Source organism: Stenotrophomonas sp. OVS01A, from assembly GCF_019969775.1.
GTDB lineage: Bacteria > Pseudomonadota > Gammaproteobacteria > Xanthomonadales > Xanthomonadaceae > Stenotrophomonas > Stenotrophomonas indicatrix.
This window is the reverse complement of record NZ_JAHXYV010000001.1, coordinates 507,141-529,561: the sequence shown is the minus strand read 5'-3', so window position 1 is coordinate 529,561 and position 22,421 is coordinate 507,141. Positions and strand designations below refer to the sequence as shown.

Genomic DNA, 22,421 nt, shown 5'->3' with positions numbered 1-22,421 from the left:
TTAATGCCCTCCGTCCCCTTTTACGGGTCTGGCGCGTACCAGAACGGGATGCTGTACTCGCGACGACGGCTGGGGCCGCGTTCGCCGCCGTCCACGTTCCAGACCAGTCGCAGGTCATGCCGGCCCGGCTTCAGGTCCGCCATCGGCAGATAGCCCACCAGCCCGCGCATGTCCAGGTCGCGGCGTTCCATCGGCACGAAATCATGCAGGTCGACCTTGCCGCCGTCGAGCTGCACCGTCCACAGCGTGGCCATGCAGTTCACCGCTGCTGTCGCGGCCAGTGCGCCCTGCGCTTCGTTGCGTGCACCACCGGCGCAGCGCTGTCGCGCCACCGGGTTGTCACGCTGCGGGCGATGGGGAATGAACAGGCGCAACCGCGATGCACTGATGGTATCGGCCGGAATCATCGGATAAGGCAGCAACTGGTCGTGCGCCGAGCGCAGCGATTCGTAGTGCGCGCCCAGCATGCCGTGGTTCACTGCCTCCTCGGTCAGCACGCTGTAGCGGTTGAACAGCGAGAACGTCATCGAGCCATAGACCTGCAGGGCGGCGAGCACCATCGCCAGCATCACCGCCGAAATATAGATCACCGTGAACGAGCGGCCGCGCAGGTTGCTCTGCAGGGTCCACTGCATGGTCTGCAGCAGGCGCAGCATGGGTACCCGCTGCAGGCCAGCCAGCACCGACTGCAGTCGCTTCTCCTGCCGTGCCGTGTCCAGGCCCCGCGCGCGACGCCGCGCGATCGACTTTTCCAGCAGCATCGGCACCATCGCCAGACCGAGCAGACAGAGCATCAACACCGCAACGATTCCCAGCGTGATGCGATCGACATCGCCGAAGGCGGCGCCGATGGCCATCGCCACTCCAAGCGAGACAATGGCTACCACCAGCGTGCCGGCCAGGGTCTGCACGCACAACAGCGTGGTCGAGAACAGCATGGTAGCAAGCCGGTCCGCGCGTTCAATGGTGCCGTCGAGGCCGCCGTCGCGCTGCTGCAGGAACGCGCGTGAGAACGGCCCCAGCATCGTCAACCGATCCCAGTCGATACCGTTGGGGAAGTGCGATTTCAGGCCGATCAGTCCGATCCAGTAACCACGCACGGCCAAGTGGATGATCAAGGCCACCGCCAGCACGTAGCACATGCCGACGCCGATGCTGAAGGCGAACCACAGCGCCTGGAAATAGACCCCTTCGGTATGCAGGCTGCTGCGCGCCCACGCATCGAACAGGTAGCCCGGCACGGCGAGCAGTGCGAAGGCGAGCAGGCCGGAAATGAACAGCTCCAGCTCGTCGGTGCGGTCACGCACGCGGGAGTAGCTGGCTGTCGTGCGAGGCATTGCATCCGCAACATCGGACGGTTCCCGACGGTCTACAGCGCTCGACTTGTTCACTGGCGATTCATCCCTGGAGGTCAGGCGCAGTATAGGCATGCGCCCAGCCCCGACGGAACGGGTCCGGAAAAGGAGAACGCCGACACAGGGCCGGCGTTCGGGGGTACCGCAGTGTGGAAGGGGTTATCGCACGGGGATCAGCGATAGACGCGCTCACAACGGCGCTCGACCACACGGTCACCGGTCTTCTGCTGATGGTTGCCCTGGATCTGGCGCCCAGCTGCACCGCCCGCGACGGCACCGGCGACAGTCGCCAGCTTCTTGCCATTACCGCCGCCTACCTGGTTGCCCAGCAGGCCACCGACCACGGCGCCGGTGGCGGTACCGGTGATGCGGTTGGGATCGCGGGAATTGCGCTGCACTTCCACGTTCTTGCAGACCACGCGGCTGCCATCGTTGAACTTGCGCCCTTCATCACGCGGGCCGTAATTCTGTGCGCCAGCAACGGACGAGGCCGCCAGCAGGGTGCCCAGCACCATCAATCGGGTCGAGGTCTTCATGGCCATCTCCTGTGCTCCGGTATGGCGCAAGTGTCTGCCTGCACGTGGCAACTGCAGGTGAAATCCACGTCTCCGGAGGCTGAGCGGCCATCATCGGTTCAGGAAACAAAAGTGCGCCCATCGCGACCAGCCTCGCGATGGGCGCCGCCTCCCACCCGGCTTAGGCTTAGAACTCTTCCCACCCACCCGTGTTGGCAGCGAGCGACGGGGCATTTCGCGGCGGCAGGCCGGTCGCGCGACGCACCTGCGGCACGCTGGCAGCGACCGCTGCCAACATCGGCCGGACCGCTGCCGCCGCCACCGAAGCGCCGGTGCGGAACACCGACACCGCCTCGGCCAGCAAGTTGGCCTGCTCCTCCATCGAACGTGCTGCCGCGCTGGCCTCTTCCACCAGCGCGGCGTTCTGCTGGGTGGTTTCGTCCATCTGCATCACCGTCTGGTTGACCTGCTCGATGCCCGAGCTCTGCTCCTGCGAGGCTGCAGAGATCTCCGCCATGATGTCGGTCACCCGCTGCACCGAGGCGACAATCTCGCCCATCGTCGTGCCGGCCTGACGCACCAACGCCGAGCCGTCGGACACCTTGCCCACCGACTCTTCGATCAGGCCCTTGATCTCCTTGGCCGCACCCGCCGAGCGCTGTGCCAAGGTGCGCACCTCGCTGGCCACCACCGCAAAGCCCCTGCCCTGCTCACCCGCACGCGCGGCTTCCACGGCGGCATTGAGCGCCAGGATGTTGGTCTGGAAAGCGATGCCATCGATCACGCTGATGATCTCGGCGATCTTCTTCGACGACGCTTCGATGGCACTCATGGTGGTCACCACCTGGCCGACCACCTCGCCGCCCTGCGAGGCCACCCCATGTGCACCGATCGCCAGCTGGTTGGCCTGGCGCGCGTGTTCGGCGTTCTGCTTCACCGTGGAGGTCAGCTCCTCCATCGACGCTGCCGTTTCTTCCAGGTTGGCCGCCTGCTGCTCGGTACGCCGCGACAGATCTGTATTGCCGGAGGCAATCTCCCCCGCTGCCAGATTGATGCTGGATGCACTGGCCTGGATACGGCCGACGATCTGGGTCAGCTGCTCGACGGTCGCGTTGCAGTCGTCGCGCATGCGGGCGAACACACCGTGGAAATCGCCCTGCATGCGTACTGTCAGATCGCCGCGCGAGATCGCCTGCAGCAGGCTCGACACCTGCACCAGGTTCTCGTCGGTGGTCTGCATCAACCGGTTCAGCCCGGTCACCATCTCGCCGAAATCATGCTCGAAGCGTGCTTCGTCACCGCGCAGGCTGAAGTCGCCGGCCGCAGCGGCTGTTGCCAGCCGGCGGATCTCGCCGTTGATGGCCGACAGACTCGATTTGGTCTCGTCCATGGCCTGGGTGATCGCCGCCTTCTCGCCCGGCAGGCGATCCATGTCCACCGACAGGTCGCCGCGTGCGTAGTGCTTCATCACCTCGATCAAGCGGTTCTGCACCTGCACGTGCGAGCCCACCAGCGCGTTGGTGTCATGCACCATGCGCCCGTAGTCGCCGGGGAAGGCGCTCTCGTCCATGCGATAACCCAGGCTGCCATCATCGTGCTGCCGCGCCATCTCGCCCTGCGCGGCCATCACCGCCTGCAGCTGCCCCTGCATGCGCTGCATGGACTTCAGCAACTGGGTCACCTCGTCGTTGCCCGAGGCATCGATGACGTTGTCCAAGCGACCGTTGGCGATGCCATCAGCCAACTTCACCGCGCCCGCCAAGGGGCGGGTCAGGCTGCGGGTGATCGCCCACGCGGCCAGTGCGCCGAGAATCAGGCTGAGCACACCGAAGGCGATGGACAGGGTTCCCGTCCACGCTTCCGTGGCGCGGTATTCCTCACGGCTGCGTTCGGTCAGAGTTTCCTGGTGCCGCAGCAGGCTGGAAATCGCTCCATTCCAGGCCGTGGCCAGACCGTGCTCGGCCAGCAGCTCGGTGGCTGCACCGTCGTAGTCGCCCGCCTTCATCCGCTCGTGCAATTGTTGAGTGGAGACGTCGGTGGCCTTGCGCGCCGCCGCGATCTGCGCCACCAGCGTATCGCCGGTGGCATCGCGGGGAATCTTGACGTACTTGTCCCAGATTCCATCGTAGGTGCGGCTCAGTTCCTGCGCCCGCTGGTAATCCTTGTCGAACTCCTCGCCGCGCTTGATCACCATCAGGCGGCGATGCATCAGCACCGCGTTGTTGGTATCGAGCATGTCGTTCAACAACCGCATCTTGACCATGTTCACGCCCACCACTTTCTCGAACTGGGCGGACTTCAAATGGTTTCCGTACAACACCAGGCCGACGATGGCCATGATGAACAGCAACAGCAGACCGAAGCCGGCAGAAAGCCGGGATCCCACACGGAGGTTGCGTAAGGCGAGCATCTCAATTCCCTTGATCGTGGCCCTATATCGGTGGCGGCACGACCCGGGGAAACTTTAAGGAAGCTTTGCGCCGGGAATCGTCATCAAGGTGAATCCATTCAAAAGATCTTCAATGATCACAGACTAAACCACCCTTACGGCAGGGCAATCCTTAAAACTACCCACTAGGCCCAGTGACCGCGCGCGTCGAGAACAAACGCCGCTTTCCCTCAACGATAAAGTCTGTCTGCCTGGCCCCTTGCAGTAGAACCTCCCGCTGTGCGCCCTCCAGGGTGCAAGGCTTCATGACACTTGCATACACAACGCGGGCCGCACGGAATTAGGTGCAGCTCAATCATGCAAACGTCGTCGATAGACGAGTCCGCGGGCTACGTGTGCATCGCCAGGGCACCCAGCTCCTCCTGATTGGCTCCGTTCGGCCGCCTCGCGATCGGGTTCATGTGCGGCTCCTGCAGCGGTGTAGCTGCTGACGCCGCGGCCTTGCGCAACTCTAGATCGCGCCGATTCGTACCGGCATGCCGGGCACCAATTCGCGCGATGAGTTTCCGGCAATGACACAGGCACAGCGAGGTTGCAAGCAATGCGCTAAGCAGACGGCTCACCAGCGATGGCAACAGCGCCAACCACAGCGCCCGCATCAACGATGCTGCCATCATCAGCAGGGCCGCAGTCTGCACTAGCCATTTCCCGGCTCATTCCGGGACAGCATTGAGCGAACGTACTCAGCCGACCCCGGAGTTCTTTCTATATATTTGAAACATGCCATATCCAGGTATCGACCAAACTCTTCATCACTAACAATCACAACATCCGGGTCGTACATGAGTCCATATGAAAATTCCACCCCAGAAAAATGATCATCCACGTCGAAGCTATTATTGTCCGGGAACCTGCAATCAACATCATCGGTGCCAAAACCCCAGCGCTTCGATAGACATTCGAGCATCTGAATAAACATCCCCGACGAATAAATCCAATCAAAGTAAGCAAAAACCACCCAATTAGAATCCCTCTTGTCCATCCAAGATCCAAACAACTGGTCACTCATAACAGCCTCACTTAGGGTGGAAATTTTTAACTACACCAGTCTCATCGATGTACACAACGAAAGAGACGCCTCCCGCATTGGACTCGTATATCCTCTTCCCAGTAGCAACAGCGTCCTTGTAACCCCTCGCAGCAGCTTCCTGGCCGAGCGCCAAAACCTTCCTATCTGACATTATAGCCGGATCATAAACCGTCTTCGTCTGGACTTTATTTTTATAGCCCACAATTATTTTTCCAGTAGGATCCAACGCTGGTATCTGATAGGAAATAACGGAAACACCTGGAACATCCGTGGCAACCTCGCTTACGATTTTCACTCCACGAGCCGCGGCCTCCGACCTGAATTCCACTGAATTGTGCGCTCCAGAAATTCCGTTCTTCTGAGAATAACCATCTGGACGAGCAATATGCGAATCAATATCAACCTTGAATGATATGCCATCCGGATAATTAACACCTCCCAAGTGAGCAATACTTCCATCCCCAGCAATGTTATCTGGCAGCAAATGCGGCGGCAACGAGCCATCCGGCTCCAATTTTACCGAGCGCGCCTTTCGAGCTCGTTCGAGTGCCTCTGAAGCAGCAGCCTCCAATGCGGTGCCCTTAGCCCCCTTTGCAAGGAATGCCCCCGGCCCGACCAAGGAAGTTCCGATGTCAAACGTGAACTTTCCACCAATGTCAGCCGCTTGATCTACGTCTTCAAAATTCCACGAGTTCCTACCACCAGTCAGGTAGTACGCAAGGCCTGCCGTCTTCTCCATGTACTCATTGATGCCCTGACTGATCGCGTTGTTGCGTTTTTCGGAGAAGGCTTGCAAGCCAAGCTTGTCCATCTCCTTGTAATCCGAGAAAAAGCCCAGCAGAACACTGATCTGGTTCATGCTTGCCGCACCAGCTACAAGGTCCTTCCCCCCGGTCCAGAGCCCGTTTACGAACGCAGCACCAGCGACCGCTCGATTCGTCGACGACAGCCAGTCGGCTTCCGCACCGTAGCCTGCGCCACGCAATAGATCGACAGTGTTCGAACCACACTCACCAACAGCGAACAGTACACCTTCCTTTGCAGATCTTCGGTGGAAGAGTGAATTGTCAATGTGTCAAGATTGACCCCAGAACCGGCATTCTTGCTCGCAGCGATGAGCTTATCGGCGTTCTCCGCCATCCATGCATCGTACTCTCCCTTATATATAGGAGAGTTATGCGATTCCAATGCAATCTTCGCCAGTGATCGCTGCTCACTGCACGCGATAGACCCTGGCACTTGGCATGCCATCATAAGCTTGTAATCGCGCTCAGCGGAGAGCCGCTCGAAGTTTTCCTTGATATCGCAGTCTTTACCTGCATCAGAACAGATAACAGTCGCCTGGAGGTACTCCATCCGCTCGTCGTGATTCAGATAGTTGTTCTCAACGGAGTTTTTCGCGATACCCATGCCCAATGTCGCGCCAGAAATTCCTGCACCGGAAAGTCCTCCCGCCATTGCGCCGACCGCTTGTCCGAGCACCCTTACTTGCTCCGCCTGCTCGGGCGACAACTGCCCGCCATTCTGTTTGGCGTAGTAGTCGCCAAGGAACTTCGCTGCCAGCTCACCCCCACCCGCCGCCAGCCACCATTGGCCTCAGCCAACAACGCTCCCAGCAGTGCGTGCGACAGCATCTGCATGGCCTCGCTGGGGACCGCGCTCTGCTTGTTCGGGTCGAACGTCTTGCCGATCAGTTCCGCCGCATACGGCGCCAACGCATTGGAGCCCAGCTGGCCCAAGCCCTGCCCGGCCACGCCACCGACCAACGCGGTGGTGACCGCACCCAGCGCGCGGCCATAGACGCCATCGGGGGCCCACTTCTGCTGGGTCACCAGCGCTTCGGGATAGGTGGGATCGAACGCCACCAGACGATTGAACTGCTCGTCCCAAGGAAGGTCATCAAATACCCGTCTTTCTTCGACGCTCAGCCCTTCCCGATACTTGTCGGTGATCTTGTTCGCTCCAGCACTGCCAATGTCGTTGGCGATCTGCTGGCTTGTGGAAAGCACCGTCCCTATCGCTCCCGCCATCGCCTGCTGGTCCGCCAGCAGCTTGGTGGCGTCCGGCATCGCCTCCAGCGCACGATGCGCTGCACTGGCATCGGTATTGATACCCAGCTCCGCCGCCGTGGTCTGCTTGCCGCCGATGGTGATGTTGCCTTCGGTCAGCGTCGCAAGCGTTGAACTGCTGTCGCTGCCGTTCTCCGTCATCGACATGCCCGGGCCACCGCGGGGGGCGGTAGTGCCCGCCTTCGGGTCCCAACCCTTCATCTGCCCGCCTGCGCCACCGCTGATGCTGCCGGAGCTGGCCGAGTAGTCCATCTGGTTCTGCAGGTCGCTGAAGGTCAGCGTCTGTGCGGTCAGTTCACTGTTGGCCGCGTTGGTACTGGAAATCGCGCCGCCAATCAGGTTCACGTGTCCAGCATCCACGTGATAGCCACCGTTGCCGGCAAACAAGCCACTCTGCTGGCCCACGCCCTGGTAGCTGCCCTCTGCCTTGCCTGCGCTGGCGTAGCCATCGGCATTCCACGCATTACCGAAGGCCACCTGCACGCGCCCACCCACTTGGCTGTTCTTGGACATGCTCTCGGCAATGTCCTGCAGCGATTCGATCGTCAGCGTGCCGCCGGTCTTGACGTCGATGCGATCGGCCGTGGCAGTCGCGCCACGCAAGGTGGTATCACCCTCGGCCTTCAGCGAGATGTTCTGGCCGGTCAGCGTGATGTTCTGCCAGGTGTTGCTGTCCGAGTTCGCCTTGCTGCTGCCCACGCTGGCTTCGGCATACACATACACGCCCGTCTGCGCGCCCACGACAACGCCAACGCCCACTTCGGCGCCGGCATTGCTGCTCTTGCTGCGGTCTGCCACGTGTGCCTTGCCCGCTTCCAGCAGCACGATGACACTATCAACTCATAGTGCGAGCCACCTCGATATCAAACCTAAACGAAGCGGGTAATTTTCTATTCATTCTTAAATAATCAGCTATCGAGAAAACCGAGAAGTCTTCGACACCATTCGACGAAACTTCCACTTCCACGATTGATGAGCGATCCACCATCAAAACAAAGCACTCCTCCGCCTGACCAAAGTGATGATGAAGAACCACGACGGTTTGGAAGGCACCCAATTCCGCGAGAAGCCGCTTCCTGATCAAATTCCCGTCCGGGGAATTAATCCAGCCACTTGTTGATTTCAGCCTATTCGCACTATTCGCGGTCAAATCCATATTCATATTCACACACCCGGAAAATCAGTGACTATATTTCCAAACGGTGGTCGCACTACCGAGATCCCCGCCGCTGGATGCGCTGCACTGGCATCGGTATTAGTGCCTAGCTCCGCCGCCGTGGCCTGCTTGCCACCGATGGTGATGTTGCCTTCGGTCAGCGTCGCAAGCGTTGAACTGCTGTCGCTGCCGTTCTCCGTCATCGACATGCCTGGGCCGCCGCGGTGGGCGGTAGTGCCCGCCTTGGGGTCCCAACCTTCATCTGCCCGCCCGCACCACCGCTGATGCTGCCCGAGCTGGCCGAGTAGTCCATCTGGTTCTGCAGGTCGCTGAAGGTCAGCGTCTGTGCGGTCAGTTCACTGTTGCCCGCGTTCGTGCTGGCAATCGCGCCACCAATCAGGTTCACGTGCCCGGCATCAACGTGGTACCCGCCATTGTCGGCAAACAAGCCACTCTGCTGGCCCGCGCCCTGGTAGCTGCCCTCGGCCTTGCCGGCACTGACGTAACCGTCGGCATTCCAGGCGTTGCCGAAGGCCACCTGCACGCTGCCGCCCACTTGGCTGTTCTTGGACATGCTCTCGGCTATGTCCTGCAGCGATTTGATGGTCAGCGTGCCGCCCGTCTTGACGTCGATGCGGTCAGCCGTCGCGGTCGCGCCACGCAGGGTGGTGTCACCCTCCGCCTTCAACAGCTCAGAGGAGCCACTCCGAGTCAGCCTCATTTTTCCCGGCGGCTCCCAATCCTCAATCCAGGCGCGCAGAAGGGGCCAGCCCGCCGCTCAAGAATGAAGCCCATAGGCGTCCATTTCTTTCAAGCTGATAAACTTCAAACTCTCTCCACTCAGCGACGATCCATCCAAGAATTCGCCATATCCGCAAGTGTCACATTGGAATGCAGGCAAAGACCTGGACACTCCAATGTACGCTCGCATATATGTCTCGCCACAGCGGCAGCAGACCCGATCAAACTCAACTGCAATCAAGTCCTCCATCAAGTCGCGAACAAATTGAGCAATCACTTCATCACTCGCATTTGCCAGACGGGACGCTCGCGAAGATATACGATCAACATCTGCCTCACTAATGTCTGCGAGAGGATATTCGCTTGCACGCCCCGTCATATCCGCGATCGAATTAAACCCATAACTCAGGAACGGCTCTCTGCGGACCTCGTTTCCGCACTTTGCCATCCATTGCAGCAGCGCCTCAACAACACCCCTGCCACCGTCATCAGGAGCTACCGCAGCAAGCAGCAGCACCAAGCTACTCCGCAAATCATCTGGTAATCGGGCCATCACCACCTGCCTCTCACAGGATATCCCGCATTCAGACCTCCAGCCTTGCAACTAAATAATTTTGCTGCACTTCTTTAGTACGACTGGCAATAAACCCAATATCCGCCTCAGCACCCACCTCATTGCGCAGAACTACATCAACCCACCCCAGATAGCCACCTCGCCAAAATCACCGCTACAAATTAGATATCGTAACCGGCAATTCTCATATGCTCAATGACAGCACGATCAAATTCCTCGTCGCCAATCCCCCTAACTGACCTGACACTCCTCCAATTCCAAACCAACGGGAGAATCTTACTATCCAACAAATCATACTCAACCAATAATAAATTGGCCAAATCATACTTATCCAGATCAGGGCGACGAACAAGGACGGCGTTTAGTACGCGACTCGGCGCATCACCAGAGAGGATGCCAGTAAATAGTTTATTTTCCAAATGTGCACCAAAAGATGAACACATGCACCGCCACCACTTACTGATTAGAAACCAGAAACTCTGACTCAGTCAGTGCGCACCGCCCCCCCATCCGCCAAAATTCAAAATAGGGATCAAAATCCACATCCAATTCAAACAGAGAACTACCGATGTACCATGCCAAATAATAATCGGCAGCCAAGCCATAAAGCGCCTCGAACAGCGCATACACCTGGTCGGATTCAGATATTCTACTCCCCCTTACAGAGTCACCAATTCCGTCAAATAGCCAATATTGAGGAATATCCATGCGAAGCACGGAATCCAGATCACTCCCGGCGACAAAAACTACCTCCGCACGCCTGCAAATTCCTTCAATTTCGACCTCACCGATCCTCCTACATATTTCCTCCTGCCCTCTTAGCCACTCGCTCCCAAGCCTAACAATTTCCTCCCTGGACGTGGAGAACCGTGGAAGCAGGTACAACGATCCGTCCAATCTACCGGAAGAAATAACCTTAATCGCGCGCTCATGCAAATCCGCCGAGGACGAGAAATAACTAAATATCTTTCGAAGCTCAGAATCGCTCCCATGCTCTTTCAACAAACCCAAAAAATGAGACTTATCGAACACAGCGACCCCTTCACAGAACGCGCACCAGTCAGACAAAAGCGTACTCACATCTACATCCCTCCAGATTTCGGAAGCGGCGGAAGCAGGCCGGGATCAATCTTCCACCGATCCCTCAGAATTATAATACTCGAATTGAATTCTTCGAGCGACTTACTTTCGTCAATTATCCGCCCCAACTCATTATGGAAAGTTCCAGAGCCGTGACCACCATGACCACCCAGCTTTCCATCAGCAGGATTGGTCCATCTCAGCTCTTCTGTCTTGGTTCTGAACCTCTTGATCTCCTCCATAGAAACACCCCATTTTTTGAAATCAGGAGCTCTACAGACCATGCACCATTCGTGCAGCCCGCCAGGTTGACGTATGCGGGCTTCTATAGCGTCTCGAACTCCCTTATTCCCCCAAAGGACTTCTAATTCCGTAGAAGAAAGCTGATCGAACCAACGATTGAACTCTCCATTTCGAACACTGGGAACTTTCCCATTGGGAAGCAGCTGCTCCAGCGATCGAGCCGGAACCTCCGACGCTGCGGCGCCGCGTTTCAAGGCCGAATCGGCGGTCGCATTCAATACTGACTTGAGAATCTCATCCGATCGGCGCCCTGCCTCCCTCGCGACAGATCCTGCGATCTCCACGCCCACTTCGCTAACGATCTTCGCTCCAGGCATGCGTACCGGAATCAAGAACGTTGCGGCGGTAATTGCGGCACCGTTGCCATCTCCCCGCGATAGGCTGGCAATCATGCTGCCTGCAGCCCCAACATCACCGCTGAAACCTTCAAGTATCATCTGGCCGTCACGACCGCGCCCAACTGTACCTCTCAGGTTATTCAGATCAAAAAAGGTGTAGTTCAGATCATCTCTGGAGACACCAGCAGCGAGCAAGGAGTTAAAGACCTGCCGGTACAGCGCGTCGTCCTTGAGCAGCTCGTTCCCATAGAGATTGAAATTGTTGTACTCGACCTCCGTCGCGCCGAACCCGTACTTCCCCCCCATGGTGCTAAGGAACGCTGTGGCTGCGTCATCCACGTTCTCATTACCAATCAATTTATTGACTCTTGCATCAACGCGTGAAGCCCCCTCAACTATCAGCCTGCGGCGAGCTTCGTCTTCACTTATTCCTTCCTGTTTGGCAAACGCTGCCGCGTGAGTGTTGATCCACACCACTTCATCGGGATGCAACTGACGATTGAACCGGTCTCCCAGCAACGCGACCGCTGCACCATCACTGCCACCTATCACGCCCCCCAAGGCAGCGCTGGCGATCTCAATCAAACTGTTGAACTCAGCACTACGTGGATCCATTCCCTGCCCCGTGAGGAACCTGATCATCGCGTCCTTGGCCAGCTCGGAACCGGCTGCGCCAGCTGCAGCGCCACCAATATCTCCACCGCTCAATGCCGCCACCGCTGCGCCGGTCAGGCCGTGCAACAACACCTTGTTGCGTCCACCTTCACCCCACTGCTCAATCCGGCGAAGCGCATCGGCCTCGGCCTCGGCATCGCCATTGGCACGGGCCACTTCCAGGTCTGCATTTGCCTGGGCAGTTTTGTTTGCGGCCAAGTTGCCGATCACTTCAAAGCCGATTGCCCCCAGCATCTGGGTCAGTTCCTGCCTCTCCTGCACCTTTCTCTCGTCAAAGATCGGCGCAAAGCCATTGGCGTTGTCCAAGCCCGTCACGCCACGCTGCAAACCTGCCAGTGCGGAGTCGTCACCGCTGCGGATCTCGACTGTTCCATCTGCCAAGCCACTGCGAGTTGTGGAACTCTTGCTGTCCCCTGTCGGCAGACCGGGCACCAGTGACGGATCGAACGAGAAGCCATCCGAGGGATTGCCACCGCCGCTTGTACCGCCACTGACGGACGCAGAAAGGAACTCGGCACGATTCTTCAGCTCCTCGAACGACAGGCTGCCCGTAGACAGCTGATTCTTCGACGGATCCGCCGTACTGCCGATCACAGCGCCAGCGAGGTGGGTATTGCCCCCAACCTGCAGCTGGAATCCGCCGCTACCCGCTGCGATTCCTGTCTGCTCGCGAACACTGCGATAGTCACTGTCGATCATGCTGGCACTACCGCTGGCGCTGCCCTCAAAGCCGTAGCCGATGGTCGCCTCGCCCTTCGCAGCCAGCTGTTCGGTCTTGTAGCGGTCTGTGTCCTGCTCGCTGCGCAACGTCAAATCGCCGGTTACACGTCCGACCACTTGGTCGGCCAGGAGCTGTGCGCCTTGCAAGGTGGTATTGCCGCCACTGGTGAAGGTCAGCCTGTCGCCGGCCTGGATGATGCTCTCGTTGTGGAGGGTGCCCTCGCCGTCCGCCTTGCCGCGCGCAGCGTTCGCGCCCACGTAAACACCGATGGCGGCACCTCCACCACTGCTGCCACTGATGGCAACGCCCACCTCCCCGCCCAGCGACTGGTTTCGGCTCTCCTGAGAGTAGCGATCTTCACTGCTACGGATGATCAGGTCATTGGCTGCAGCCAGATCGACATTGCGGCCGGAAATCTGGCTGCCGACAATCGTCAGGTCGCCGCCGGTCGCAGCAACAACAACGTCGCCCTCGCTCTTCAGCAGGCTGCCCCGGTGCGTTGTCTGCTCCATCACGCTCTCAGAGCGGGACCGCTGGCTGCCAACCGTCACTCTGACATTCAAGCCGGCACCGCCCTCGCCGTTGCCCGACTGCTGGCCAACCGCTTCGGCGACGGCTATCGCTCCTTGAGCAGCTTTGTACGCATAAAGTGCTTTCAGGCGATCATCTTCGACTTCATCTGCTCTCTTGGCGGTCGCATAGACCGCCCTCGCGCTTTGCGCGGTATCAACGCTGGCACCGCCCAACGCGACATTCAGACCGGACTGGCGGAAGTAGCTATTGTCGGTGTATGTCGTTTGTTGCTCGGCAGCATCAATGAGCACGTCCTTGCCAATCATCGTGATGCCCGTCTTGGACAGCACATCCGATCCCCCCAGGTGCAAGGTCTGCCCGGCAGAGAGCGTCACGCTCCCTTGCGCGCTGCCAATGAGACTTCCTTCGGCGAGCGTTTCAGTCAACGAGTTGCTGTTTCCGTTGCTACGGCTCCCAAACGTCACGCCGAAGCTGCCGTTCATGCCTCCCAGAAGGCCAGATTTCTTGCGGTCGCTGCTGTGTTGTTCGGAATGAGTTGATTCGGCAGCCAAAATGCTGAGATTGCCCTTGGCTGCCATCAGAACGTCGGCGGTAGCCGCTACCTTGGCCCCCTCAACAGTAATGTCCCGGCCGGCTCCAATGATTACTTTCTCTCCCGAGAGCGTGGTGCCGATTCCCAGGACGTCCTGCGTGGCGTCATGCGTTGCGGTTCGGGTGCTTGATGTGAGCCCGCGCTTCTTGCTCTGAGCATCCTTTTCCCAGGTGTGCGACTCCTGCGCGGCAAGCAGATTGACGTCCCGCTCCGCACCAATGCTGAGCATGCCTTGGTCGCTCCTTACGCCAGCTGCTATCAGGGTGAGATCACGCCCTGCACTCAGAGCGATATCTCCCCCCGCCCGCAACTGGCTCCCGCGCACCGTCTCGTCGCTCTGACTGACCTGCAGCGAGCTACGCTTGCCCGCACTGGCGAAGTCACGGCTCTCGCTGTCTACCAGTGCCTGGCTGGTGATGTCGCCCTCCGCCTGCAGCGCCATGTCGCCACCAGCCTGCACCTGGGCCGCAGCCAGGTTGATGTCCTTGCCCGCGGCCAGCACGACGTCGCCCCCCGCCTCGATGGAGGTCACCGCATGGGTAGTCTTGCTGGTGCGGACATGGTTGCGGTCATCGAAGGTGCTGTCGGTGCTTCGGCTCAGGGTCTGTGCCCCCAGAGCCAGATTGCCACCAGCAGCCAACTGGACAGAACCATCGATGCCCGCATTGCGGATCTGCGCGGCCTGCAGGCTGATGTCACCGCCGGCCACCACCGACAACACGCCATCGCCGCTTGGGTTGGTCACATACAGTCCGGCGACACGATCAAGCTGGGTAATCCCGAACGCATGCGTTCCACCTGCGCCGAGGGTCTCCACTGTCGAGGCCACCGTGACATTGCCCGCCGCCTGCACCGACAGCGCATCGGTCGCCGTCACGGTCGCACCGGCAATGCGGATGTCCTTGTCCGAAGCCAACCCGACGTACTGTCCGGAAATGCTGCCGCCCAGGTGTTCGATGTTGCCGGCATCGATGGTCACCAGCTTGCGGCCAGCGATGTCACCGGTGTTGACCAGGCCATTGGCCAACTTGATATCGACGTTGGCGCCGGCAAGTAGCGTCCCCTGTCCATCCAGATCGCCCGGGCGCAGGCGCAGGTAGACCTGCGGCACCAGTGCGGTGGTGGTGCTGCCGTCGGCCAGCGTCACGGTCTGCTCGACGAGCCAGACAATGTCACTGGTCAGCTGCGCCATCTGCGCCTCGGTCAGCGCCACGCCGGGGCGCAGGCCCCATTCGCTGGCCACGGTAGCGCCGGCTTCCAGCAGTGCGCGGTACTGCGCCTCGTCGCTTGCGTAACCGTCCAGGAAGCGGCGTCCGGTCAACTCGCCGATCTGCTCGCGCACCAGCTTCTGTTCGTAGTAGCCGTCACCCAGCCGCTTCTGCACGGTATCGGGCGAGTAGCCCATCTGCCCCAGCAGGTGGTCCGAGCTCAGCCACGTCTTGTGGTCGGTGAAACGCGGATCGGTTTCAACCAGATAGTTGCCGCCGTTGCGGTTGACGTTGAACAGGCTGGCCGTGGGTGCGCGGGTGTCCGGCGCGCCCATCGCGATGCGGTCCGGCGAGCCGCCGGCGGCGGCGACCACGCGCGAACCGGATGCGGCGCCATTGCCGGCGATGCCCCCGACCGTGCCGCCCTGCTGCGTGCCAGCGGCATCTGCCGCCTGTGCCAGCGCGCGTTCCGCCCCCGTCCCACCACTGTGGCCCGGTCCCTGCGCACCGTTATGGCCAGGGCCGTCCGGCAGCGTCTTCGGCCCCTGCACGTTGAGGTTGGCCATTGCCGCGCCATCCTGCACGTTGGGTGCGTTGCGCCCTTGGTTGAGGTTGCTCAGATCGCCGACGTCGATGCTGAGCGTACCGTTGGCGGTGATCTGCCCGCCCAGTTGACCGATCTTTTCGGAGATGGGTGCTGCTTCCCACTGCGTGCGGGTGCCGTTGTAGGCAATCGATGTGTTGTTGAACGTATGCGTTCGAAACAGCTCCACGCCTTCATTGCGCACACGGCTCTCCGCGCCGTGGCCAACGATCTGCATGTTGCCGCCGGCAGCGATCTGCGCGTAGAGGTTGTTCAGCTCATCTACCGAAAGGCGCATGTTGCCACCCGATCGAATGACCGCATCGGCGCCGACGCCGGACTGCAGCTGGTCCTCGTAGGCGACATGGTGCGCCAGGCGGTTCTGCTCGTTGAGGCTGGTTTCCTGGGTGTGCTGGCGGCGCCCGAAGATGGTCGCGTCTGGGTTGTTGAAGCCGGCGGGGGTGATGAACTGGATGCACGTGGTACTGCAGGTTCCGTACGCGTTGGAGAACGTCAGACGGTCGGTCTGGTAGGTGAACTTCTCCTTGGACTTGAGCACATCGAAGGGATCGCCACCTGCCACCTGGTCCGGATTGGCGGCAGTACCCTTGCTTACGTAGTAGATCGTGACCGTCCCGTTCACCGGATCCATGCGCCAGCGCTCGCCACGCACGTCATAGCCCAAGCCGCCAGAGCCGAAGAAGAAGCGCGAGGTGTTCGCAGTCAGGCGGATCACCGCCTTGCCCAGCCGGGTGCCGTCGGCGGCAATGAAGGGTTCATCCTGCAGCACGTCTTCCGGCGCGATGTAGTAGAACTCCCATGCTTTGTAGTTGCTGGTGTCGCTGACCGTTCCCGCCGTGTTCTTGCTATTCTTCTGCCACGACGCAACCGTCATGCTCGCGGTGGTGTCGATCGTCTTTGTCGAAACGACCGACACGTTCTCACGGATGTTGTTGATCACGCCCGCATCGATCGCCAGGTTGCCACTCATATCAATGATCGAACCGATGTTGTCGATCCTGCCGGCCGTGCCCGCAGCAATGCGATCAGCCCCCAGCGATCCACCGATGGCCGCGTCGCCGCCGCTGTAGATCAGGGCCTTGCCGGTGTTCTGCAGTTCGCGCACGCCCAGGTCCAGGCGCTCGCGCGCGGCCACGGTGCCGACGCGGGTGGCACCGTTGGCATCCTCGGCATGGTTCTTCAGCACGCCGGCCGAGATCGCCACGTGGTCGCCATAGATGCGGCCGGTGCCAAGGTTGTCCAGCACGTCGGCTTCGAGGTGGGTCACCTTGCCGTCGATCAGGCCGCGATTGGTCAGCTGGCCGCGTGCATTGAGATGGGTGATGCCTTCGCTGGAGATCTCGCCGTTGGCCGCGTTGGTGATGTTCTGCGCGTTGAGATCGAGGTTGCCGCCACGCAGTACGCCCTGGTTGTCCAGGTCGCCGGACAGATGCAGGGCCAGCGTGCCGTTGGCCACCCATTCGCCGCGGTTGCTCAGGCCCTGCTGCAGGGTCAGGCTCAAGTCGCGCTGGGCGTGTACCTGGCCGTCCTCGCTGAGCGCGCGCGCCACCAGGGTCTGGCTGCCATCGGCCCGCAGCAGGCCGCCACTGTTGGCGACGCTGTCGGCACTGCTGTCGAGGTTGCCGCCGGTGGTGATGACACCCCCGTTGTTCTGCAGCTGGCCGTTGACCTGCAACCGCGCGCCGCCATCGGTGACGATCTGTCCCTGGCTGTTGTCCAGCCACTGCGTTCCGAACTGCAGCTGGCCCGCCTGCAGGCCGCGGGTGCCATCGCCGCCGCGGGTGTTGCGGTTGTCGACGCTGGCTGCGGTGAGGCTCAGCAACTGGCCGGCGGCGATCGCGCCGGCAGTGTTGTCCAGGTGCCCGCTCAGGGTCAGGTCGAGATTGCGCCCGGCCTGCACGCGCCCGGCGCCGTTGGCCAGCGTCGTCGCCTGCAGCGACAGGCCCGCCGCGCTGGCAAGCGTACCGCCGGCGCTGTTGTCGGCACTGGCCAGCACCAGCCGCGCATCGCCCTGTGCGTTCAGCGTGCCACCTCGGTTGTCCAGCGCACCAGCGTCCAGCTGCAGTGTGCCCGCCGCCAACAGGCCACCACTGCTGGCGGTGTCCCGGTTGTCGATGGCCTGCCCTGCGGTATCGATGCGCAGATCGGCGGCCGACTGCACCCGGCCACCCTGGTTGAGCAGCGCGCCACTGTGCACCGTCAGCGCACCCTTCTGCGTACCCAGCGTACCTGCGTTGTTGTCCAGCCGCTGGCCGCGGGTATCGACGGTCAGCTGCCCACCCAGCAGTGTGCCGCGCTGGTTGTCGAGGCCAGTGGCCTGCAGCTGCAGCAGCTCGCCGGCCTGCATCGCGCCATCGCTGTTGTCCACGCCTGCAACCGTGGTCAGCAGCAGGGCCTTGCCTGCCACCACCGTGCCGTGCCGGTTGTCGAGGCTGGCAGCCTCCAGCGTCATCGAACCAGTGCTGGACAGCAGGCCCTGGCTGCCGTTGTCGAGACGACCGTCGATGCCCAGCACCAGCTCGCTGCCACCGGCGTGGACGGTACCGCCGAGGTTGTCGAGGCTGGCGGCATTGATCGTGCCCGCGCCACCCAGCAGGATGCGCCCGCTCTGGTTGTCCAGTGCCTGGCCGATGGCCAGGGTGGAACGGCCGCTGCCGGCGCCCTGCAGGGTGCCCTGCGCATTGATCAGCTGCCGCGCGGAAACGTCGAGCACACCATTGCTGGCCAGCGAGCCGCCGCGATTGTCCAGCAGCCCCTGCACCCGCAGGCGCAGTGCTTCTTCGCCGGTGGCAGTGAGCGCACCGCCGGCGGTGGTCAGGCTATCGGCGTCGATATCGATGCGGCGCGCCGAGGTGGTCGCCTTCGACAGATCGAGGGTCTTGCCCTCCAGCACCAACGTGCCATTGCTGAGCACGCTGCCACCCGCACCCAGCAGGGTCTGTGCGAGCACCTGCAACTGGCCGCTGCCGGCGTGCTGGATCTTGCCTGCGCTGTTGTCCAGCGTCTGCGCCTGCAGCGTCAGGTCACCATTGCTGGCCAGCGTACCGCCGGAATTGCCCAGCGTGGTGGCATGGATGCGGTTGGCACCCTCGCCACTTGCGATGATGCGGCCGCCGGTGTTGTCCAGCGTTCCGGCCTCGAGGTCGAAGCGATCAGCCCCCAGCGTTGCGTCGCGATGGTCTACCTCATCCGCGCGCAGGGTCAGCGTAGCCGCAGAGACCAGCGTGCCCTTGCTTCCATCCAGGCGGGCCGTGGTGATATCCAGGCCCTGGTTGCCGGCCTGGCGGATGGCACCGGCGGTATTGTCCAGCTGTGCGGCAGTGAGGGTCAGCCGGTTGGCATTGCTGGCGATGGTGCCTTCATGGTTGTCCAGCGTACCGTTGACCTGCAACGTGCTGTCGGCTGCACCGGCAGCACTGAGCGTGCCCTTGCGGTTGAGCAGTTCACCGGCCTGCACGTCCAGCGCGCCGTTGCCAGCAATCGTGCCGCCGCTGTTGTCCACGGCCTGCGCCACGCGCAGCTGCAGTGCGTCGCTGCCGGTGGCGCTGAGGTTGCCGCCGGCGTTGTCCAGGCGTTCGGCATTGATTGCAATGTGCTCTGCCTGGGTGGTACTACCGGCGCCCAGCACCAGCTCGCCGCCGTCAAGCATCAGCGCCGACTGGCTGAGAATCCGCCCGGCTGCGCCCTGCAACGCATCGGCACGGATCTGCAGCGAGCCGCTGCCGGCGTGTTCGATTGCACCGCTGCGGTTGTCCAGCCGCGCCGCCTGCAGCAGCACGTCGCCCGTGCCGGCCAGGCGGCCGCCGTTGCTGTTGTCCAGCAGTTCGCGGGCCTGCACCTGCAACTGGCCGTTCCCCGCCGCAAGCACCTTGCCGCCCTGGTTGAGCAGGCTGCCGACGTGCAGCTGCAACTGGCCATTGCCAGAGATCGCACCGGCGCTGTTGTCCAGTTCGTCGCGCACGGTCAGTGTCGCGCCCTGGCTACCGGCCGACTGCAGCGTGCCCTTCTGGTTGTCGATGCGACCCGCATCGATGCGCAGGCCCGCGTTGCCAAGCACCTGCCCGCCTTGGTTGTCGAAGGTGCCACGTACATCCAGCGCCAACTCGGAATTCCCGAGCGACACGATCTGGCCACCGGCGTTGCGCAGGCCGTCGGCCTGGATCTGCACGCTCTGCGCCGAGGTGGTGCCGCCACTCACATCCAGCTGGCCACCGGTCAGCGTCAGGTCACCGTTGCTGAGCAGGCGGCCGTCGCTGCCATGCAGGGTATCGGCGTGCACGCGCAGGGAGCCATTGCCTGCCTGCTGCAGCAGGCCCTTGCTGTTATCCAGCGTCCCCGCCGAGACGGTCAGCTCGCCATTGCCGGCCACGGTGCCACCAGCACTGTTGTCCAGCGTACCGGCGCGCAGCATGCTGCCCTGATTGCCCAGCGACAGCAGGCTGCCGCCGCGGTTGTCCAGCGTGCCGGCGGCGATCTGGAACTGCGCTGCAGTGAGCGTGCCATTGCGCACGTCCGCATTGCCCACCGTCCAGTCCAGGCGACCGAGCGTGCTCAGGCGACCGCCGGCACCGGTCCAGTCGCCCGTGGTCAGCAACAGGCCGCCGTTACCGGCATGCTCGATGCGGCCACCGGCGTTGAAGACCCGACCTGCCCCCAGCGTCAGGCGCTCGGCATTGGTCGCCAGCAGGCCGCCCTCGTTGTTGAACGCGCCTTGCACTGTCCAGGCCGACTCGGCACTGCCGGCATGGCGCAGCTCGCCTGCCCGGTTGTCCAGCGACTGTGTCTGCAGCTGCAGCGCACCGGCCACACTCAGCGCGCCCTTCTGGTTGGACAGCGTGCCCAGCTGCAGCGCAGCGTCACCGTGCACCTGCAGTGTGCCGCCATCGTTGTTCAGATCGCCCGTGGCGCGCAGCGAGGCCACACCAAGGCGGCCTCCGCTGTTGTCCAGACCATTGCCCGCAACCAGCGATACACGACCGCCGTTGCTGATGCTGCCGCCGTCGTTGTCGAGCGTGCCGGCGATGTCCAGCACACCGGCGGCCAACGGAACAGCCGGCGTCACCGGCGTACCGCCGCCAGTGCCGGTACCCGGTGTACCCGGAGTACCCGTACCGGGCGTGCCGGTTCCGGGCGCACCGGTACCTGGCGTTCCGCCGCTTCCCGGCGAGGTGCCACTGGGGGTACCGCCGGAGCCGCCCGACGCCACCGCATCCAGCGCACCGATCAGGCCTTCGCTGCGATTGCTCACGCTGCCTGCGGTGAGGCTCAACGCCTGCACGCCGGTCTGCTCGATGGCACCGCCACGGTTGCGCAGGGCCTGTGCCTGCAGCTGCAGGCGCTGTGCATTGAGCTTGCCGCCGCTGTTGTCCAGCGTGCCACCGGAGATGATCGCAGCTTCATGCGTGGCAGCGATGGTGCCGGCATTGGCCAGATCGCCGCTCGCCTGCACGCGCACGTTCTGCAGTGACTGCAGCGCGCCGGTGTTCTCCAGCCGGCCATCCACCGTGACCACGAGTTCGCCGGCCTGGGCACCGATGCTGCCGGCATTGCGCACGCCCACGCCGTGTTCATTACCGACCAGCCAGATCTTGTTGGCGAACATGCCACCCAGCGCGCCCACGTCCAGCGCAAAGGTCGGCGCATCGCCGCTGGCCGCCGCAGCGTTGACCTGGCTGTGGTCGGCACTGACCACGTTGTTGCCGAGGGTCGCCTGCAGCTGGTTGGCCCAGATGCCGGCGTTGACCTTCAGCGATCGGGTGATCAGGTCGGTGTAGTCGGCGCGGCTGGCATCAAGGCCATCGCCGTTGACCTCGATTGCCCCACCACTGACCCGATAACCTTCCAGCGAACCGCTGCCGCTGAACACCGGCGTGCCGGTGGTGAGCGTGACGCGGCTGGCATTGAGGAAACCGCCACCGTTGACCTGGATGCCGGCAGGATTGGCGATGATCACCTCGGCGCGCTGTCCGGCCACTTCCACGTAGCCATTGAGCCGGCTGGCCGGGCCGTTGACCTCGTTGAGGATGACCCGGGCGCTGCCGGTGGCCAGCCACGGATTGCCCTGCACCCAGCCACCCAGCTGCGTCTGCACCTGGCCACGCGCGTTGTTGAGGATCACCCCCTCGCGGCCGACATCGAACTGCGAGTAACGGTTGCGCGAAACACCACCGGCCGATGGCGTGGTGATGTTGACCATCGGCACACCGTTCGGCGCGGTGACCACGGTGGGCCGCTCACGGCCGGGCGCGTTGGGATCGGACACGATGTGGCCGACCGATTGCGCTGCAGCCACGGGCGCCAGGCTGACCCATCCCAACGCGCACATCAGCGCGAAGCCGAGCGGCGACACGGCTGCCGTCTGCCGGCCGGCGAGCTGGCCGACCAGGCCGCCACCGCCTTTCACCAGTTCCGAAGCGACCTGCCACACGCGCAGCGCGCGGTTGAAAACCAGGCGATAGATGCTGTTCATTTCACGAA

Annotated in this window: 14 protein-coding genes; all 14 read right to left on the bottom strand. The window is 62.0% G+C overall.

All coding sequences use genetic code 11. From position 1 onward, the window contains the following. Positions 1-20: 20 nt before the first annotated feature. Complete coding sequence (locus tag LC407_RS02510) at positions 21-1,337, bottom strand: hypothetical protein (protein WP_193601116.1); 1,317 nt, start codon at positions 1,335-1,337, stop codon at positions 21-23. 191 nt (positions 1,338-1,528) lie between these two features. Then, the gene (locus LC407_RS02505) at positions 1,529-1,897 is read right to left on the bottom strand and encodes a glycine zipper 2TM domain-containing protein (protein ID WP_208081976.1); all 369 of its coding nucleotides are present in this window, start codon (positions 1,895-1,897) and stop codon (positions 1,529-1,531) included. Positions 1,898-2,057: 160 nt separating this feature from the next. After that, on the bottom strand, positions 2,058-4,280 hold the full coding sequence (locus LC407_RS02500; RefSeq protein ID WP_223482146.1) for a methyl-accepting chemotaxis protein: 2,223 nt from the start codon (positions 4,278-4,280) through the stop codon (positions 2,058-2,060). 368 nt (positions 4,281-4,648) lie between these two features. After that, complete coding sequence (locus tag LC407_RS02495; protein ID WP_223482145.1) at positions 4,649-4,957, bottom strand: hypothetical protein; 309 nt, start codon at positions 4,955-4,957, stop codon at positions 4,649-4,651. Beyond that, positions 4,957-5,328: a ribonuclease toxin immunity protein CdiI gene (gene cdiI, locus LC407_RS02490; protein WP_059063517.1), complete on the bottom strand. Its 372-nt coding sequence runs from the start codon at positions 5,326-5,328 to the stop codon at positions 4,957-4,959. The genes LC407_RS02495 and cdiI overlap by 1 nt, the downstream gene beginning before the upstream one ends. Before the next feature lie 7 nt (positions 5,329-5,335). Then, the gene (locus LC407_RS02485; protein WP_223482144.1) at positions 5,336-6,208 is read right to left on the bottom strand and encodes a CdiA family toxin C-terminal domain-containing protein; all 873 of its coding nucleotides are present in this window, start codon (positions 6,206-6,208) and stop codon (positions 5,336-5,338) included. A gap of 47 nt (positions 6,209-6,255) precedes the next feature. Next, positions 6,256-6,861: a VENN motif pre-toxin domain-containing protein gene (locus tag LC407_RS02480; protein WP_263292165.1), complete on the bottom strand. Its 606-nt coding sequence runs from the start codon at positions 6,859-6,861 to the stop codon at positions 6,256-6,258. Next, entirely contained in the window at positions 6,834-8,243 is a 1,410-nt protein-coding gene (locus LC407_RS02475) for a hemagglutinin repeat-containing protein (protein WP_223482143.1), read from the bottom strand. Before LC407_RS02475 ends, LC407_RS02480 begins: the two co-directional genes overlap by 28 nt. Positions 8,244-8,253: 10 nt before the next feature. Then, entirely contained in the window at positions 8,254-8,580 is a 327-nt protein-coding gene (locus tag LC407_RS02470; protein ID WP_223482142.1) for a hypothetical protein, read from the bottom strand. Positions 8,581-8,582: 2 nt separating this feature from the next. Beyond that, on the bottom strand, positions 8,583-8,783 hold the full coding sequence (locus LC407_RS02465; RefSeq protein ID WP_223482141.1) for a hypothetical protein: 201 nt from the start codon (positions 8,781-8,783) through the stop codon (positions 8,583-8,585). Next, positions 8,774-9,295, bottom strand: a complete 522-nt coding sequence (locus tag LC407_RS02460) for a hemagglutinin repeat-containing protein (protein WP_223482140.1) — start codon at positions 9,293-9,295, stop codon at positions 8,774-8,776. Before LC407_RS02460 ends, LC407_RS02465 begins: the two co-directional genes overlap by 10 nt. Before the next feature lie 57 nt (positions 9,296-9,352). Continuing rightward, positions 9,353-9,832 (bottom strand): hypothetical protein, encoded by a 480-nt coding sequence (locus tag LC407_RS02455; RefSeq protein WP_223482139.1) that lies wholly within the window; start codon positions 9,830-9,832, stop codon positions 9,353-9,355. A gap of 513 nt (positions 9,833-10,345) precedes the next feature. Next, positions 10,346-10,969 (bottom strand): hypothetical protein, encoded by a 624-nt coding sequence (locus LC407_RS02450; RefSeq protein WP_080149388.1) that lies wholly within the window; start codon positions 10,967-10,969, stop codon positions 10,346-10,348. Positions 10,970-10,971: 2 nt separating this feature from the next. After that, the gene (locus tag LC407_RS02445) at positions 10,972-22,413 is read right to left on the bottom strand and encodes a hemagglutinin repeat-containing protein (protein ID WP_223482138.1); all 11,442 of its coding nucleotides are present in this window, start codon (positions 22,411-22,413) and stop codon (positions 10,972-10,974) included. Between the last annotated feature and the right edge of the window lie 8 nt (positions 22,414-22,421).